The sequence below is a fragment of the Streptomyces chilikensis genome, assembly GCF_001642695.1.
Taxonomy (GTDB): domain Bacteria; phylum Actinomycetota; class Actinomycetes; order Streptomycetales; family Streptomycetaceae; genus Streptomyces; species Streptomyces chilikensis.
The window spans coordinates 728,974-744,059 of the sequence record NZ_LWCC02000005.1 but is presented as its reverse complement, the minus strand read 5'-3'; the positions used below and the strand labels follow the sequence as shown (position 1 = coordinate 744,059).

The 15,086-nt window shown below is 73.2% G+C and carries 14 protein-coding genes; 3 read left to right on the top strand and 11 right to left on the bottom strand.

Translation table 11 applies throughout. The annotated features are described in order from the left end of the window. Positions 1-24: 24 nt before the first annotated feature. The 8 genes from A2U95_RS03415 to A2U95_RS03380 form a co-directional block, all read right to left on the bottom strand. The gene (locus A2U95_RS03415) at positions 25-198 is read right to left on the bottom strand and encodes a hypothetical protein (protein ID WP_166020746.1); all 174 of its coding nucleotides are present in this window, start codon (positions 196-198) and stop codon (positions 25-27) included. 2 nt (positions 199-200) lie between these two features. Beyond that, complete coding sequence (locus A2U95_RS03410) at positions 201-1,547, bottom strand: sulfate adenylyltransferase subunit 1 (RefSeq protein WP_166020745.1); 1,347 nt, start codon at positions 1,545-1,547, stop codon at positions 201-203. Between the two features lie 2 nt (positions 1,548-1,549). Continuing rightward, positions 1,550-2,485, bottom strand: a complete 936-nt coding sequence (cysD, locus tag A2U95_RS03405; protein WP_166020744.1) for a sulfate adenylyltransferase subunit CysD — start codon at positions 2,483-2,485, stop codon at positions 1,550-1,552. Then, positions 2,482-3,036, bottom strand: a complete 555-nt coding sequence (gene cysC, locus A2U95_RS03400; protein ID WP_166020743.1) for an adenylyl-sulfate kinase — start codon at positions 3,034-3,036, stop codon at positions 2,482-2,484. The genes cysD and cysC overlap by 4 nt, the downstream gene beginning before the upstream one ends. 29 nt (positions 3,037-3,065) lie before the next feature. Beyond that, positions 3,066-3,776: a phosphoadenylyl-sulfate reductase gene (locus A2U95_RS03395; protein WP_166020742.1), complete on the bottom strand. Its 711-nt coding sequence runs from the start codon at positions 3,774-3,776 to the stop codon at positions 3,066-3,068. Continuing rightward, positions 3,773-3,973, bottom strand: a complete 201-nt coding sequence (locus tag A2U95_RS03390) for a hypothetical protein (protein WP_166020741.1) — start codon at positions 3,971-3,973, stop codon at positions 3,773-3,775. The genes A2U95_RS03395 and A2U95_RS03390 overlap by 4 nt, the downstream gene beginning before the upstream one ends. After that, positions 3,970-5,661, bottom strand: coding sequence for a nitrite/sulfite reductase (locus A2U95_RS03385; protein WP_166020740.1), 1,692 nt, complete (start codon positions 5,659-5,661; stop codon positions 3,970-3,972). Before A2U95_RS03385 ends, A2U95_RS03390 begins: the two co-directional genes overlap by 4 nt. Positions 5,662-6,400: 739 nt before the next feature. After that, positions 6,401-7,630, bottom strand: coding sequence for a hypothetical protein (locus tag A2U95_RS03380; protein ID WP_240957186.1), 1,230 nt, complete (start codon positions 7,628-7,630; stop codon positions 6,401-6,403). Between the two features lie 299 nt (positions 7,631-7,929). On the opposite strand from A2U95_RS03380, the gene A2U95_RS03375 reads away from it, so the two are divergent. Beyond that, positions 7,930-8,961, top strand: a complete 1,032-nt coding sequence (locus A2U95_RS03375; protein WP_166020738.1) for a M4 family metallopeptidase — start codon at positions 7,930-7,932, stop codon at positions 8,959-8,961. Positions 8,962-8,978: 17 nt separating this feature from the next. Here the strand turns inward: A2U95_RS03375 and A2U95_RS03370 are convergent, their stop codons facing one another. Beyond that, positions 8,979-9,413, bottom strand: a complete 435-nt coding sequence (locus A2U95_RS03370; protein ID WP_166020737.1) for a VOC family protein — start codon at positions 9,411-9,413, stop codon at positions 8,979-8,981. A gap of 144 nt (positions 9,414-9,557) precedes the next feature. Between A2U95_RS03370 and A2U95_RS03365 the strand changes: the two genes are divergently transcribed. Further along, on the top strand, positions 9,558-10,433 hold the full coding sequence (locus tag A2U95_RS03365) for a phosphotransferase enzyme family protein (RefSeq protein ID WP_166020736.1): 876 nt from the start codon (positions 9,558-9,560) through the stop codon (positions 10,431-10,433). Positions 10,434-10,458: 25 nt separating this feature from the next. On the opposite strand, the gene A2U95_RS03360 is transcribed toward A2U95_RS03365, so the two are convergent. After that, positions 10,459-11,169, bottom strand: coding sequence for an exonuclease domain-containing protein (locus A2U95_RS03360; protein ID WP_166020735.1), 711 nt, complete (start codon positions 11,167-11,169; stop codon positions 10,459-10,461). Between the two features lie 148 nt (positions 11,170-11,317). Continuing rightward, on the bottom strand, positions 11,318-12,553 hold the full coding sequence (locus tag A2U95_RS03355) for an SAV2148 family HEPN domain-containing protein (protein ID WP_166020734.1): 1,236 nt from the start codon (positions 12,551-12,553) through the stop codon (positions 11,318-11,320). Between the two features lie 423 nt (positions 12,554-12,976). Between A2U95_RS03355 and glgX the strand changes: the two genes are divergently transcribed. Then, the coding region (gene glgX / locus A2U95_RS03350; RefSeq protein WP_166020733.1) for a glycogen debranching protein GlgX at positions 12,977-15,086 on the top strand (2,110 nt) is incomplete at its 3' end.

Genomic DNA, 15,086 nt, shown 5'->3' with positions numbered 1-15,086 from the left:
CGGCGGTCACCGCCTGCGCGTCTGTCAGGTGGTGGCCGGGAGGTGGTCGGATCTTCGTTCGGTGCGGAGTCGGTGACGCCGGACGCGCCGGACGCGTCCCGCACATCGGGCGACTCCGCCCTGCCCGCTGCCGAGGGTGCCGCTGCCGACGCGGCCGCCCTCCTTGGCGAACGTGCCGAAGAAACCTGGGGTGTTCACGGTCAGAAGTCCCACCCGTCCTCGTCCGCCGCGGCCGGGGCGGCCTCGGCGGTGCGCCTGTCGGAGGCGAAGGAGTCGCCGGCCATGCCCGCGGTGAGGGTGGAGCCGTCGGCCGGGTCGATCAGGATGAACGCGCCGGTGGTGCGGGACTGCGTGTAGGCGTCCAGCGGCAGCGGCTCCGCGGTGCGGATCACCACGCGGGCGATGTCGTTGGCGACGAGCTGTCCGGGCCGGGGGTGGAGGGAGAGGTCGTCCAGGGTGAGCCGGGAGGGGATCTCCTTGACGATCGCCTTGACCAGGCGGGTGCCGTGCTTCAGCAGCACCCGGTGGCCCTCGGTGAGCGGCCGGTCGGCCACGTGGCAGACGGTGGCCTCGACGTCCTGGGTGACGGCGGGCGCCGCCTGGACCGGGGCGATCAGGTCGCCGCGGGAGACGTCCAGGTCGTCCGCGAGGAGCACGGTCACCGACTGCGGGGCGCGGGCGCTGTCGGCCGGCACGCCGAGCAGGTCGATGCCGGTGATCCGGGTGGTGCGGCCGGAGGGCAGCACGGTGACCTCCTGGCCGACGCGGAAGGAGCCGGCCGCGATCTGCCCGGCGTAGCCGCGGTAGTCGGGGTGCTCGGCGGTCTGCGGGCGGATCACGTACTGCACCGGGAGCCGGGCCGGGAGCTGGTCGACGGTGCCGTCGACCCGGACGGTCTCCAGGTGTTCGAGCACGGTGGGTCCGCCGTACCAGTCCATGTGCGCGGAGGGCTCGACGACGTTGTCGCCGGCCAGCGCGGAGATCGGGACGGTGGTGACCTCGGGCACGCCCAGTTCGGTGGCGTAGGCGGTGAACTCCTCGGCGATGGCCGCGAACACCGGCTCCGCGTAGTCGACCAGGTCCATCTTGTTGACGGCGAGGACGACGTGCGGGACGCGCAGCAGGGCGGCGATGGCGGCGTGCCGGCGGGTCTGCTCGACGACGCCGTTGCGCGCGTCGACCAGGATCACGGTGAGGTCGGCGGTGGAGGCGCCGGTGACCATGTTGCGGGTGTACTGCACGTGGCCGGGGGTGTCGGCGAGGATGAACCGCCGCCTCGGCGTGGCGAAGTAACGGTACGCCACGTCGATGGTGATGCCCTGTTCCCGCTCGGCGCGCAGGCCGTCGGTGAGCAGCGCGAGGTCGGGGGCGTCCTGGCCGCGGCCGGCGGAGGCCCGCTCGACCGCCTCCAGCTGGTCGGCGAGGACCGACTTGGAGTCGTGCAGCAGCCGTCCGACCAGGGTGGACTTGCCGTCGTCGACCGATCCGGCGGTGGCGAACCGCAGCAGCGTGGTGGGCTCGGCGGCCTGTTCGGTGGTGGTCGTCATGGTTAGAAGTACCCCTCGCGCTTGCGGTCTTCCATCGCCGCCTCGGAAAGCTTGTCGTCGGCCCGGGTGGCGCCGCGCTCGGTGAGCCGGGAGGCGGCGATCTCGGCGATCACCTGGTCCAGCGTGGCGGCGTCGGAGTCGACGGCGCCGGTGCAGGACATGTCACCGACGGTGCGGTAGCGGATCAGGCGCTTCTCGACGGTCTCGCCGTCCTTGGGGCCGCCCCATTCGCCCGCGGTCAGCCACATGGAGTCGCGCCGGAAGACCTCGCGCTCGTGGGCGAAGTAGATCGACGGCAGTTCGATCGCCTCGCGCTTGATGTACTGCCAGACGTCCAGCTCGGTCCAGTTGGAGAGCGGGAAGACGCGGACGTGCTCGCCGGGCGCGTGCCGGCCGTTGTACAGGTTCCACAGCTCGGGGCGCTGGCGGCGCGGGTCCCACTGGGAGAACTCGTCGCGCAGGGAGAAGACGCGTTCCTTGGCGCGGGCCTTCTCCTCGTCGCGGCGGCCGCCGCCGAAGACCGCGTCGAACTTCTCGCTCTGGATGGTCTCGGTGAGCGGGACCGTCTGGAGCGGGTTGCGGGTGCCGTCGGGGCGTTCGCGGAGCACACCGCGGTCGATGTAGTCCTGGACCGAGGCCACGTGGAGGCGCAGCCCGTGGTGGGCCACCACACGGTCGCGGTACTCGATGACCTCGGGGAAGTTGTGTCCGGTGTCCACGTGGAGCAGGGTGAACGGCACCGGCGCGGGCGCGAAGGCCTTGAGCGCCAGGTGCAGCATCACGATGGAGTCCTTGCCGCCGGAGAAGAGGATCACCGGCCGTTCGAACTCGCCCGCGACCTCGCGGAAGATGTGCACGGCCTCGGACTCGAGGACGTCGAGGTGGCCGAGCGGACCCTGGCCCGCGGTGGTGTCGCGGAGTGCGGCGACGGTGGTCATGCCAGGCCCCTTTCGGTGAGCAGCGCGTGGACGGCGGCGGCGGACTCGGCGACGGTCTGGTCCTGCGACTCGATCCGCAGGTCCGGAGCGGCCGGCGCCTCGTAGGGGTCGTCGACGCCGGTGAGCCCGGATATCTCGCCGGCCGCCTGCTTGGCGTACAGGCCCTTCACGTCGCGGACCGAGCAGACCTCGACCGGGGTGGCGACGTGCACCTCCAGGTAGGGGGTGCCGCCCGCCTCGTGGCGCTTGCGGACCGCGTCCCGGCTGTCGGCGTAGGGCGCGATCACCGGCACCAGCGTGACCACGCCGTTGCGGGAGAGGAGTTCGGCGAGGAAGCCGATGCGCTGGACGTTGGTGTGGCGGTCCTCGCGGGTGAAGCCGAGGCCCGCGGAGAGGAACTCGCGGATCTCGTCGCCGTCGAGGACCTCCACGCGGTGTCCCTCCGCGCGCAGGCGTGCGGCGAGTTCCAGGGCGATCGTGGTCTTGCCGGCGCTCGGCAGACCCGTCAGCCAGACGGTGGCTCCGCTCACGTGCTCGTTCTCCTCGGTCATCGCTTCCCCCGGTGCCCGGGTGCCGCCGGTCATCCGTGCAGCCCGCACTCGGTCTTGCCGCGCCCGGCCCAGCGGCCGGCCCGGGCGTCCTCGCCCTCCAGCACCCGGCGGGTGCAGGGCGCGCAGCCGATGGAGGCGTAGCCGTCCATCAGCAGCGGGTTGGTGAGCACGCCGTGCCGGGCGACGTAGTCGTCCACGTCGTCCTGGGTCCAGCGGGCGATCGGCGAGACCTTCACCTTGCCGCGACGCGCGTCCCAGCCGACGACGGGGGTGTTCGCGCGGGTCGGGGACTCGTCGCGGCGCAGGCCGGTCGCCCAGGCCTGGTAGCCCTTGAGCCCCTCCTCCAGCGGCTGGACCTTGCGCAGCTTGCAGCACAGGTCGGGGTCGCGGTCGTGGAGCCTCGGCCCGTACTCGGCGTCCTGCTCGGCGACGGTCTGCCGGGGGGTGAGGGTGAGGACGTTGACGTTCATCACGGCCTCGACGGCGTCCCGGGTGCCGATGGTCTCCTCGAAGTGGTAGCCGGTGTCGAGGAAGACCACGTCCACCCCGGGCCTCACCCGGGAGGCGAGGTGGGCGACCACCGCGTCCTCCATGGAGGAGGTGACGCAGAAGCGGTCGCCGAAGGTCTCGACGGCCCACCTCATGATGTCCAGGGCCGGGGCGTCCTCGAGGTCGCGGCCCGCCCGCTCGGCGAGCGCCTTCAGTTCCTCGTCGGTGCGGTGCTGTTCCGCCGTGGTCATGTCCCCTCCTCCTCGCCGTCACGGTCGTGGTGCTGCCGGCCGCCGTCCTGGAACCCGCGGGCGAGCAGTCCGAGGAACTTCAGCCGGAAGGCGCGGTTGCACGCCCCGCACTCCCAGTTCCCGGGTCCCTCCTCGCCCGGCCGCAGGTCCTCGTCCCCGCAGTAGGGGCAGTGGAAGGGGGCCGCCCGCTCGCTCACGACAGGTCCTTCTCGCCGGCCCGGGCGGTCCAGGCGGCGAAGCGCTCGCCGGGCTCGCGCTGCTCCAGGTAGCGGCGCAGCACGCGCTCGATGTAGTCGGGGAGTTCGGCGGAGGTGACCTTCAGGCCGCGGACCTTGCGGCCGAAGCCGGCCTCCAGGCCGAGGGCGCCGCCGAGGTGGACCTGGTAGCCCTCGACCTGCCGGCCGTCGTCGTCGAGCACGAGCTGGCCCTTGAGGCCGATGTCGGCCACCTGGATGCGCGCGCAGGCGTTGGGGCAGCCGTTGAGGTTGATGGTCAGCGGCTCGTCGAACTCCGGGAGCCGGCGCTCGAGTTCGTCGATGAGCGCGGAGCCGCGGGCCTTGGTCTCGACGATGGCGAGCTTGCAGAACTCGATGCCGGTGCAGGCCATGGTGCCGCGCCGGAACGAGGAGGGCTCGACGACCAGGTCCAGGGCGCGCAGCCCTTCGGTCAGCGAGGCGACCTGCTCCTCGGCCACGTCCAGCACGATCATCTTCTGCTCGACCGTGGTGCGCAGCCGGCCCGAGCCGTGCTCCGCCGCCAGGTCGGCGACCTTGGTGAGGGTGGCGCCGTCCACGCGGCCGACGCGCGGGGCGAAGCCGACGTAGTAGCGGCCGTCCTTCTGCCGGTGCACGCCGACGTGGTCGCGCCAGCGCTCCACCGGCTCGGCGGGCGCCGGCCCGTCGGCCAGTTCGCGCTTGAGGTACTCGTCCTGGAGCACCTGCCGGAACTTCTCCGGGCCCCAGTCGGCGACCAGGAACTTCAGGCGGGCCCGGTTGCGCAGCCGGCGGTAGCCGTAGTCGCGGAAGATCGAGATGACGCCTTCCAGGACGTCCGGCACCTCGTCCAGCGGCACCCAGGCGCCCAGCCGGACGCCGAGCTTGGGGTTGGTGGAGAGGCCGCCGCCGACCCAGAGGTCGAAGCCGGGGCCGTGCTCGGGGTGGCGCACGCCGACGAAGGCGACGTCGTTGATCTCGTGGGCGACGTCCAGCAGCGGGGAGCCGGAGATCGCCGTCTTGAACTTCCGGGGCAGGTTGGAGTAGGCGGGGTTGCCGACGATGCGGCGGTGCGCCTCCTCCAGGGCGGGCGTGCCGTCGATGATCTCGTCCTCGGCGATGCCGGCCACCGGGGAGCCGAGGAAGGCGCGCGGGGTGTCGCCGCAGGCCTCGGTGGTGGACAGGCCGACCGCCTCGAGGCGGTTCCAGATCTCGGGGACGTCCTCGATGCGGATCCAGTGCAGCTGGATGTTCTGCCGGTCGGTGATGTCCGCGGTGCCGCGGGCGAACTCCTGCGAGATCTCGCCGATGACGCGCAGCTGCTCCGTGGTCAGCCGGCCGCCGTCGATGCGCACGCGCAGCATGAAGTAGCTGTCGTCCAGCTCCTCCGGCTCGAGGACGGCCGTCTTGCCGCCGTCGATCCCGGGGCGGCGCTGGGTGTACAGGCCCCACCAGCGCATGCGTCCGCGGAGGTCGTTGGGGTCGATGGAGTCGAAGCCGCGCTTGGAGTAGATCGTCTCAATGCGTGTCCGCACGTTGAGACCGTCGTCGTCCTTCTTGAACTGCTCGTTTCCGTTGAGGGGGGTGAAGTGCCCGGCGGCCCACTGACCCTCACCGCGGTGTCGGCTCACCTTGCGGCGGGAGGCGGCGGGATTCTGAGGCGTGGCGGCCATGGTTCACAGTCCTTCGGGACAGACGGGCGGAGCGGCTCTGAGCTGGGCGGATGCGCGCAGGGGCAGAGAGGCGTACCGCGCGGGCAGCGCGCGGGCACAGAGGGGGGAGGGGGGCGTCGGGCGGCTGAGAACGCGTCAGCAGGCCGGACAGATGGCGCTGGACATGCGGCCGAGGTCGACGTGCCGTCGACTCACCAGGGCGATTCCAGTTCCGAACATGGCGGAAGCGTGACACGGCAGCACGGAGACCGTCCAGCATCGTCCACATTCCGGACCGAGCTGTCTCGGCATGCGACATGAAGGTGTCATGGACACCTGTGGACGGCCGGGGCGTACCACCAGGTCAGGGAGAGGGCGGGGCCGCGGCGGCGGGAGCGACCGTGGGGACGGGCGGGGCCCGTGAGACGGCTGGTGCCACCCGGAGGACCGGGCCGGCCGGCCCGGCCGGCGTCGCGGCCCTCCGAGGCGCGCAGGAACCCGCCGGACTCCGGCGGGGCACGGCGGCCCGAGCGGGCCGGAGGGTCCCCGCCCGGCCCGGCGGCCGGCGCGGGACCGCCGGGAAGGCCTGCTCGAGGCACCGGGTGGTGACGGCGGCGGGGCCCAGGGAGCCGGGCGACCGGCCGGCGGCGTCCCCGTCGGGGTGCCGCGGCCGGTCCGGGTACCGAGGGCGCCTCGGGCACCCCGGCGGCCGGTCCGGACGCCCCGGTGGCGGAAGTGCCGGCCGGTGGTGGCGCCGGGGCTACTCCAGGGAGGCGTCGACCGCACCGAGGGGCACGGTGAACAGGCTCCGCTCCCCGCGGCCCGGCGCGTCCGAGACGCCCCACAGCTCACCGGTGCCCGGCCGGAGCGCCAGCCCGCGCGCTCCCGCCGCCCAGCAGAACGGCAGCTCGTACTCCCCGCACCGCGCGGCCCTGGCGGTCCGCTCCCCCGCCGACTGCGCCCACAGCGCGGACCGGCCGCCGTCCGCCTCCCGCGGGTCCGACGCCAGGTACCAGCGGTCCTCGGCGGCGCCCGGCGCGCGGTACGGGACAAGGCCCCGGATCTCGGCAGCCTCCGTCCGGAAGCTCTCCACCGGCCGCGCCACGCCGCCGCCGTCCACGGAGAGCAGTCCCTCCCGGCCCGGGTACCGGCTGAACGTGTAGCGCCACAGCCGCGAGGGGCCCTCCGCCCGCCGCTCGGCGACGACCAGGGTGTCGGGGGCCGTGGACCGGTCCAGCGAGAGCGCGCCGAGGCACGCCGCGCCCTCCTCCGACTCCTGCGCCGGACCGCACCCGCCGCCCTCCAGGCGGTACGAGGCGACGGCCGGGAGCACGAACGGTGTCCGGTTCCCGGCCTCCTGCGCCGTCGCCGCCGTCCGGTGGACGCGGTCCAGGGAGAACACGTGCAGCGTCTCCCCGCCGTCCGGCCGCCCCACGGTGGCCAGCAGCTTGTCCTGGTACCAGACCATGCCGCGGACCTCGGCGCCCAGCGGCCGGTACGCCTCGCCCCGTCCCCGCTCGCCCTGCGCCGCGGGCAGCGCCAGCAGCCCCCAGGTGTAGGTGAGCCGGCCGGGGTCCCCGGCGTCGACGAAGGCGACCCGCGCGGAACCGGGACCGTCCGCCTCCGGGGCGCGCGTCCAGGCGGAGAGGACGACCCGGTGCTCGCCCCACCGCCCGTCGTCGTCGGCGTCCGCGGAGGTGGTCACCGACACCGGCGTCCAGTCCTCGTCCCGGGCGTCGGTCTTCTCCCAGCAGTAGGCGCGGACCGCCTCGGGGTCGGCGGGCAGTGTCCCGTCGTCCGCGCAGCCGGCCTCCGCCGACATCTCGTGCCCGGCCTCGCGCAGCACCGTGCCCAGCGCGACGGGCTGCCCGAGCCTCTCGGCGAGCGTGTCGAGCCGGCGCCAGGGGACGGCCTCCTCGTGGAGCGCCGGACCGGCCGCGGCGGGCAGCCGCTCCAGCCCGCCCGGCGTGTCGTCGGTCGCCTGCGACACGCTGATGACGGTCGCCGCCCCGGTCAGGGCGAGTGCCGTCCCACCCAGCAGGGCACGCAGCGCAGCACCCCTCCTGCGCCTGCGATGTCTGCCCCGGGCCATGGGGTTCCTCCCGCGTCTTCGCCGTCTTCGCCGTAACACTGCGCCCCGGCGACGGGCCTGGGGCCACCGCGGGGCATGAGGAGTTGTCCGTGGATGGTACGGCAGTCACGGCCGAGCCTGGTCAACACCCCGGTGAATGCGGAAGTATCACCGCCACCCACCCCCCGGTGCATACCCACGAACCCCGGAGGATCCACATGATCCGTCGCACCCACCGCCGCGCCGTGTCGGCGGCGGTCGCCGTCGTGGCGCTGGCGGGCCTGGCCACCGCCGCGCCCGCCGCCGCCGAGGACGTCCCCGCCGGGCGCGTCTTCATGGTCAACCCGGTCCAGTCGTCGGGCGACCAGACCCTGGTGGACGCCAAGGACTCCGCGTCCGCCGTCCCGGACTCCGCCTACGCCCTGGCGACACTGCGCAACCTCGACGGCAGCGGCCGGCTCTCCGGCCGGTGGGTGACCGTCCGCTCCGAGACCGGCGCCCCCGCCACGGTGGCGGGGGCGGACGCCTACGACCGCCAGGACGACGGGTTCGAGCAGGTGATGGCGTACTTCTGGATCAACGAGACCCAGGAGTACCTGCAGAGCCTCGGATTCGGCAGCGAACTGCCCGGCGTCAACGACCGGGTGCAGCCGGTCCGGCTGAACCAGTGGGGCGCCGACAACTCCTACTTCACCGACAGGAAGGCGGAGATCCGGCTCGGCAAGGGCGGGGTGGACGACGCCGAGGACGCGGAGGTGATCATCCACGAGTACGGCCACGCGGTGCACCACGCGCAGGTGCCGGGGTACGGCACGTCGGTGGAGGCCGGCGCGATCGGCGAGGCCTTCGGGGACTACCTCGCGGTGACCGTGGGCGACCACGCGACGCAGCGGTACGGGTGGACGCGCGCCGCGGACCTGGCGTGCGTGGCGGACTGGGACTCGGCCCCCTACTCGGCGGCCCCGCACTGCCTGCGCCGCGTCGACGGGACCAGGACCTACGCGGACCGGGTGGGCCAGGTCCACGCGGACGGCCAGATATGGTCCCGCGCCCTCTTCGACATCCGCGGCGCGCTGGGCGCGCGCACCGCGGACCGCGTCATCGTCAACGCCCAGTTCGACTTCGCCCCGGACACCAGCTTCGCCGACGCGGCGTCGGCGACCGTCGCCACGGCGCAGGAGATGTACGGCCCGGAGGCGGCCGCCACCGTCCGCGCCGCCTTCCGGGCCCGCGGAATCCCGGGCGTCTGACGCCCGTTCCCGCGCCCTCAGTCGAGGCAGAACTCGTTGCCCTCGACGTCCCGCATGACGATGCACGACTCGTCGACGCCGTCGGCGGGCAGCAGCCTCTCGCGCACCGCGCCGAGCGCGACCAGCCGTTCGCACTCGGCCTCGAGGACGGCCAGGCGCTCCTCACCCACGAGCCCGGTGCCGACCCGCACGTCGAGGTGCACCCGGTTCTTGACGACCTTGCCCTCGGGAACGCGCTGGAAGTACAGGCGCGGTCCCACGCCCGAGGGATCGACGCAGGCGAACGCCGCGCCCCGGTCCTCGGGCGGCAGCGTCCGCCTGAACTCGTCCCAGCTCGCGAACCCCTCCGGGGGCGGGGCCACGACGTACCCCAGCACCTCGCACCAGAAGCGGGCCACGCGCTCGGGCTCCGCGCAGTCGAAGGTGACTTGGAACTTCCTGATCGACGCCATCCGGTCACCCTAGGTCCCGCGCCGCGCACCCGCACGCCGGTTCCCCGCCGTCGTGCGGGTGCCCCGCGCCCGCCCCGGTCCGGGCGGGCGCCTCGCGGATGTCAGACTGGGCCCGCACACCCGCACACCTCATGAAGGACCCCCATGGACGAGGCATCGGCCCGCGCCGTCCTGGCCGCCGCCGCGAGGCACGCGCACCCCGAGCTCCGCGGCGTCGCCGAGGACGCGCCGCTGCTGGCCCTCGGCGAGAACGCCGTCTTCGCCGCGGGCGACCTCGTCGTCAAGATCGCCCGCACGCCCGAACTGCTGGACCGCGCCCGCCACGAGGTCGCCATCGCGCGCTGGCTGGAGGAGCGGAAGGTCCCCGCGGTCCGCGCCGCCGGGGAACCCCGGCTGGTCGAGGGGCACCCGGTCACCCTCTGGCACCGCCTCCCCGACGCCGTCCGCCCCGCCGAGGCCCGCGACCTGGCCGAGCTGCTCCGGGTGGTGCACGCGCTGCCCGCGCCGCCGCTCCCGCTTCCCCGCCGCGACCTGCTCGGCGGGGTCGAGCGCTGGCTGACGCTGGCCGGCGACGCGATCGACGCCGAGGACGCCGCCTACCTCCGCGCCCGGCGTGACGGCTTCGCCGCCGAGGCCGCCGCCCTCGTCCCGCGTCTGGCGCCGGGCCCCATCCACGGCGACGCGCTGCCGCGCAACGTGCTCGTCGGCCCGGACGGCCCGGTCCTGATGGATCTGGAGACCTTCTCCTCCGACCTCCGCGAGCACGACCTGGTCGTGATGGCGCTCTCGCACGACCGCTACGGCCTGCCCGCCGAGGCGTACGACGCCTTCACCGGGACCTACGGCTGGGACGTGCGCGAATGGGAGGGCTGCGCGGTCCTGCGCGGCGCCCGGGAAACCGCCAGCTGCGCATGGGTGGCGCAGCACGCGCCCCACAACCCCAAGGCTCTCGCCGAGTTCGGGCGCCGCGTCGCCTCGCTCCGCGAGGGCGACCCCACGGTGCGCTGGTACCCGTTCTGAGCCCCGGCGCGCGGGCCGGGCGGCGCTACGCCGCTTCCCGCAGCGGCCACGCCCCGTCGACCACCGCGTCCGCCTCCCCCTTGGAGCGGAGGAAGTCCTGCAGCCCGGCCGCCCACTCGGCCCGCCACCCGATCTGGAGCCGGTGCAGCTCCGCCACGCCCAGACCGGCCACCTGGGCGTGGCGCTCGGCTATCGCGCGGGCCAGGCGGGCGGCGGCCAGGGCGTCGGCGGCCGCGTCGTGCGCGTCGTCCAGCGGGACGCCGTACTCGGCGCAGACCGCCTCCAGCGTGCGCTTGCCGCGGCGGTAGCGGTCGACGGCCCGGTCGACCGTGTAGGGGTCGACGACCGGCGCCGGGTCCTGTCCGCCCAGCCGCTCGCGCAGCGAGGGCAGGCCGTGGCGGCGGAGTTCGGCGGAGAGCAGCGTGAGGTCGAAGGCCGCGTTGTAGACCACGACCGGTGTGCCGGCCCGCCAGTGGGCGGTGAGCACTTCGGCCACCTCGTCGGCCACCCGGTCGGCGGGCAGGCCGCAGGCCGTCACCCGCTCGTTGGTGATGCCGTGCACGGCGACCGCCTCGGCGGGGATCTCCATGCCCGGATCGGCGAGCCACTCCCGGCGCCCGGCGACCTCCCCCTCCCTGACCTCGAGCACGGCGGCGGTGACGATGCGCGCCTGGTGCGGGTCGGTTCCGGTGGTCTCCAGGTCGAAGCCGATCAGCGGTGCGTGGTGCCAGCCCATGGCGGCCCCCTTCTTGTGGTGAAATGCGTCCCCCAGGTGTTTTCACCTTCGCACGCGCCACTGACAACGCCCGGCCCGGACCACCTCCCCTCCCGCCCCCTCCCCTTCCCGGCGGCGCCCCGGAGGCAAGCGGCGGAAAGGGGGGCGTTCAGGAAACCGGACGCGAATCCGCCCAGGCCGTCTCGAACTCCTCGCGGTAGGTGGGGAAGAGGGCGCCCTCCTCGGGGTGGCCCGACCTGACGACCCGGCCGCCGTTGCGCAGCAGCATCACCGGGGCCTCCATTCCCCGGGTCCGCCGCAGGTAGGACTGGACGACCGCGATCCCGTCGGCGCCGTCCCCGTCGACCAGGTAGGCGGTGAACCGGGGGGTCTCGTCGTAGACCTGGATCTCGAAGGCGCCCGGATCGCGCAGCCTCGCCCGGACCCGGCGCATGTGGAGGATGTTCATCTCCACCGCCCGGCTCAGCTCTCCCCGCTTGATGCCCAGTTCGCGCTCGCGACGGCGGACGGCGCTGGAGGCGGGGTTGAGGAAGAGCAGCCGCACCCGTGTTCCGGACTCGGCCAGGCGCACCAGCCGCCGGCCGGAGAAGTTCTGCACCAGCAGGTTGAGGCCGATGCCGATGGCGTCCAGGCGGCGCGCCCCGCCGAAGATGTCCTCGGCGGGGAAGTCGCGCAGCATCCGGACCCGGTCGGGGTGGACGGCGACCACGTCGGCGTACCGGTCGCCGACCAGGTCCTCGACCGCGTCGACGGGCAGCCGGCGGGCGGAGGGCACGTCGCCGCCGGCGCCGAGCATGTCCAGCAGCCGGGCGGAGGCGCGTTCGGCCTGGGCGAGGACGGCCTCGGAGAGCGCGCGGTTGCGGGTGACCACGTTGCGGGCGACCTCGAGCTCGTCCAGGGCCAGTTCGAGTTCGCGGCGGTCGTCGAAGTAGGGCTCGAAGCAGGGCCAGTGCTGCACGGTCAACTCGCGTAGCTGCGGAAGCGTCAGGAAGCTGAGCACGTTGTCGTCGGCCGGGTCGAGCAGGTAGCCCTTGCGGCGGCTGACCTCGCGGACGGCGACGGCGCGCTGCACCCACTCCTGCCCGGCGGGGCCCGCGGCGGCGACCACCCAGTCGTCGCCGTGCACCGGTTCGTAGACGGGGCGCAGTACGGCGGCCACCACCGCCCGCATCCGCTGTTCGACCAGATTCAGCCAGATGTAGGCGCGGCCGGCCCGCTGGGCGCGGGTGCGCACCTCGCCCCACGCCTCGCTGTCCCATTCCAGCTCCGGCCCGATGGCGGCCTCCATCGGCCGGGCGAGTGACACCGCGCCGGGCGGGGCGTCTGCGGAGCTTCCCTCACGACCGTCGTCGCCAGGGGGCAACTCCAGGCCTCCCGAGCCCACCCGTGCACCGCCTTCCGCTCCCCTGGAGCCGTCCTCTTCAATGATCAAGAAAGATTACTCCGGGTTGGCGGACGGTGCAGCCGGATGCACAGGCTCCTTCCCCAACTACCGCATCCTGCACGTCCGTTCCAGCAGTGCGGAGGAGACGGAGTGAGTCTTTTCATACTGCATCGGCGGTGGTCGGAGGCATGGTGGAGGCCGTGCGGGCGGGCCGGACGGCAGAATGGCCGATTCCGCTTCTTCCGCGCCGGTACGCCGCCCCTCATCATTCGCCGTCACCTTTCCGGGTGAGGTTTCGGGGAAGGGCATTGACCCGGGCACCGAATCCGAACCTGCGGCGCGTGCTTCGCCTTCTTTCGGGAAGAATCGCCACGAACACGAAGAGGTGCCGTAGATCCGCATCCACCTGGGAGAGTCGAATCCATGCAGGTCTGGCCCGGAGAGGCGTATCCACTGGGTGCCACGTACGACGGCGCCGGCACCAATTTCGCGGTCTTCACGGAGACCGCCGAGCGCGTGGAGCTGTGCCTGCTGCACGACGACGGCTCGGAGACCGCGGTCGAACTGCGCGAGAGCGACGCGTTCGTCCGCCACGCGTACCTGCCGGGGGTGATGCCCGGCCAGCGGTACGGCTTCCGGGTGCACGGCCCCTACGCGCCCGAGCGCGGGCTGCGGACGAACTCGGCGAAGCTGCTGCTGGACCCGTACGCCAAGGCGGTCTCCGGCTCGATCCGCTGGGGCGAGGAGGTGTACGGGTACCGCTTCGGGTCGCCGGACAGCCGCAACGACATGGACTCGGCGCCGCACACGATGACGTCGGTGGTGGTGAACCCGTACTTCGACTGGGGCGACGACCGGCCGCCGCGCACCCCGTACCACGAGACGGTCATCTACGAGGCCCACGTGAAGGGCCTGACGATGTGCCATCCGGCGCTCCCGGAGGAACTCCGCGGCACCTACGCGGCGCTGGCCCATCCGGCGATCCTGGAGCACCTGACGGACCTGGGCGTGACCGCGCTGGAACTGATGCCGGTCCACCAGTTCGTCAACGACCACCGGCTGGTGGACCTGGGTCTGAGCAACTACTGGGGCTACAACACCATCGGCTTCTTCGCCCCGCACAACGCCTACGCCTCCTGGGGCGACCGGGGGCAGCAGGTGCTGGAGTTCAAGTCGGCGGTGCGGGCGCTGCACGAGGCGGGCATCGAGGTCATCCTCGACGTGGTCTACAACCACACCGCGGAGGGCAACCACCTCGGGCCCACCCTGTCGTTCCGCGGTCTCGACAACACCTCGTACTACCGGCTGACGGACGACCCGCGCTACTACATGGACACCACGGGCACCGGCAACAGCCTGCTGATGCGGTCCCCGCACGTCCTGCAGATGATCATGGATTCGCTGCGGTACTGGGTCACCGAGATGCACGTGGACGGCTTCCGCTTCGACCTGGCGGCCACCCTGGCCCGCCAGTTCCACGAGGTGGACCGGCTGTCCTCGTTCTTCGACCTGGTCCAGCAGGACCCGGTGGTCTCCCAGGTGAAGCTGATCGCCGAGCCGTGGGACGTCGGCGAGGGCGGCTACCAGGTGGGCAACTTCCCGCCGCTGTGGACCGAGTGGAACGGCAAGTACCGCGACACCGTGCGCGACCTGTGGCGGGGCGAGCCGCGCACCCTGGCCGAGTTCGCGTCCCGGCTGACCGGCTCCTCCGACCTCTACCAGGACGACGGCCGCCGCCCGCTGGCCTCGGTCAACTTCGTCACCTGCCACGACGGTTTCACCCTGCGCGACCTGGTGTCCTACAACGACAAGCACAACGAGGCCAACGGCGAGGACAACCGCGACGGCGAGAGCCACAACCGCTCCTGGAACTGCGGCGTCGAGGGCGACACCGACGACCCCGGGACGCGCGCCCTGCGCGGGCGCCAGATCCGCAACTTCATCGCCACCCTGATGCTCTCCCAGGGCGTGCCGATGATCAGCCACGGCGACGAGTTCGCCCGGACCCAGCACGGCAACAACAACGCCTACTGCCAGGACAACGAACTGGCCTGGGTGAGCTGGCCGTCCGGGAGCGACGACGAGGAGTCCGACGAGGAGGCCCTGCGGATCCGCGAGTTCACCCGGTCGATGGTGTGGCTGCGCCGCGACCACCCGGTGTTCCGCCGCCGCCGCTTCTTCCACGGCCGCCCGGTCGAGGGCACCCACGACGAGCTCTCCGACATCGCGTGGTTCACCCCGGAGGGCGCCGAGATGACCCAGCAGGACTGGGAGTCCGCACAGGCCGGCGCGCTCACCGTCTTCCTCAACGGCAACGCCATCTCCGAGCCCGGGCCGCGCGGCGAGCCGGTCACCGACGACTCGTTCCTGCTGCTCTTCAACGCCTCGCCGCAGCCCATCGAGTTCACCCTGCCCGACGACCACGGGCAGCAGTGGCAGGTGATCGTCGACACGGCCCTCGCGGAAGGGGTGCCGGAGGGCGGCGGGGCCAAACTGCGCGCCGGCGAGCGGCTGACCCTCACCGACCGCTCCC

Bases quoted from the DNA above. Each gene is read 5' to 3' on its own strand.
- A2U95_RS03410 (WP_166020745.1), bottom strand. From the start codon at position 1,547: ATGACGACCACCACCGAACAGGCCGCCGAGCCCACCACGCTGCTGCGG.
- cysD (WP_166020744.1), bottom strand. From the start codon at position 2,485: ATGACCACCGTCGCCGCACTCCGCGACACCACCGCGGGCCAGGGTCCG.
- cysC (WP_166020743.1), bottom strand. From the start codon at position 3,036: ATGACCGAGGAGAACGAGCACGTGAGCGGAGCCACCGTCTGGCTGACG.
- A2U95_RS03395 (WP_166020742.1), bottom strand. From the start codon at position 3,776: ATGACCACGGCGGAACAGCACCGCACCGACGAGGAACTGAAGGCGCTC.
- A2U95_RS03385 (WP_166020740.1), bottom strand. From the start codon at position 5,661: ATGGCCGCCACGCCTCAGAATCCCGCCGCCTCCCGCCGCAAGGTGAGC.
- A2U95_RS03375 (WP_166020738.1), top strand. From the start codon at position 7,930: ATGATCCGTCGCACCCACCGCCGCGCCGTGTCGGCGGCGGTCGCCGTC.
- A2U95_RS03370 (WP_166020737.1), bottom strand. From the start codon at position 9,413: ATGGCGTCGATCAGGAAGTTCCAAGTCACCTTCGACTGCGCGGAGCCC.
- A2U95_RS03365 (WP_166020736.1), top strand. From the start codon at position 9,558: ATGGACGAGGCATCGGCCCGCGCCGTCCTGGCCGCCGCCGCGAGGCAC.
- A2U95_RS03360 (WP_166020735.1), bottom strand. From the start codon at position 11,169: ATGGGCTGGCACCACGCACCGCTGATCGGCTTCGACCTGGAGACCACC.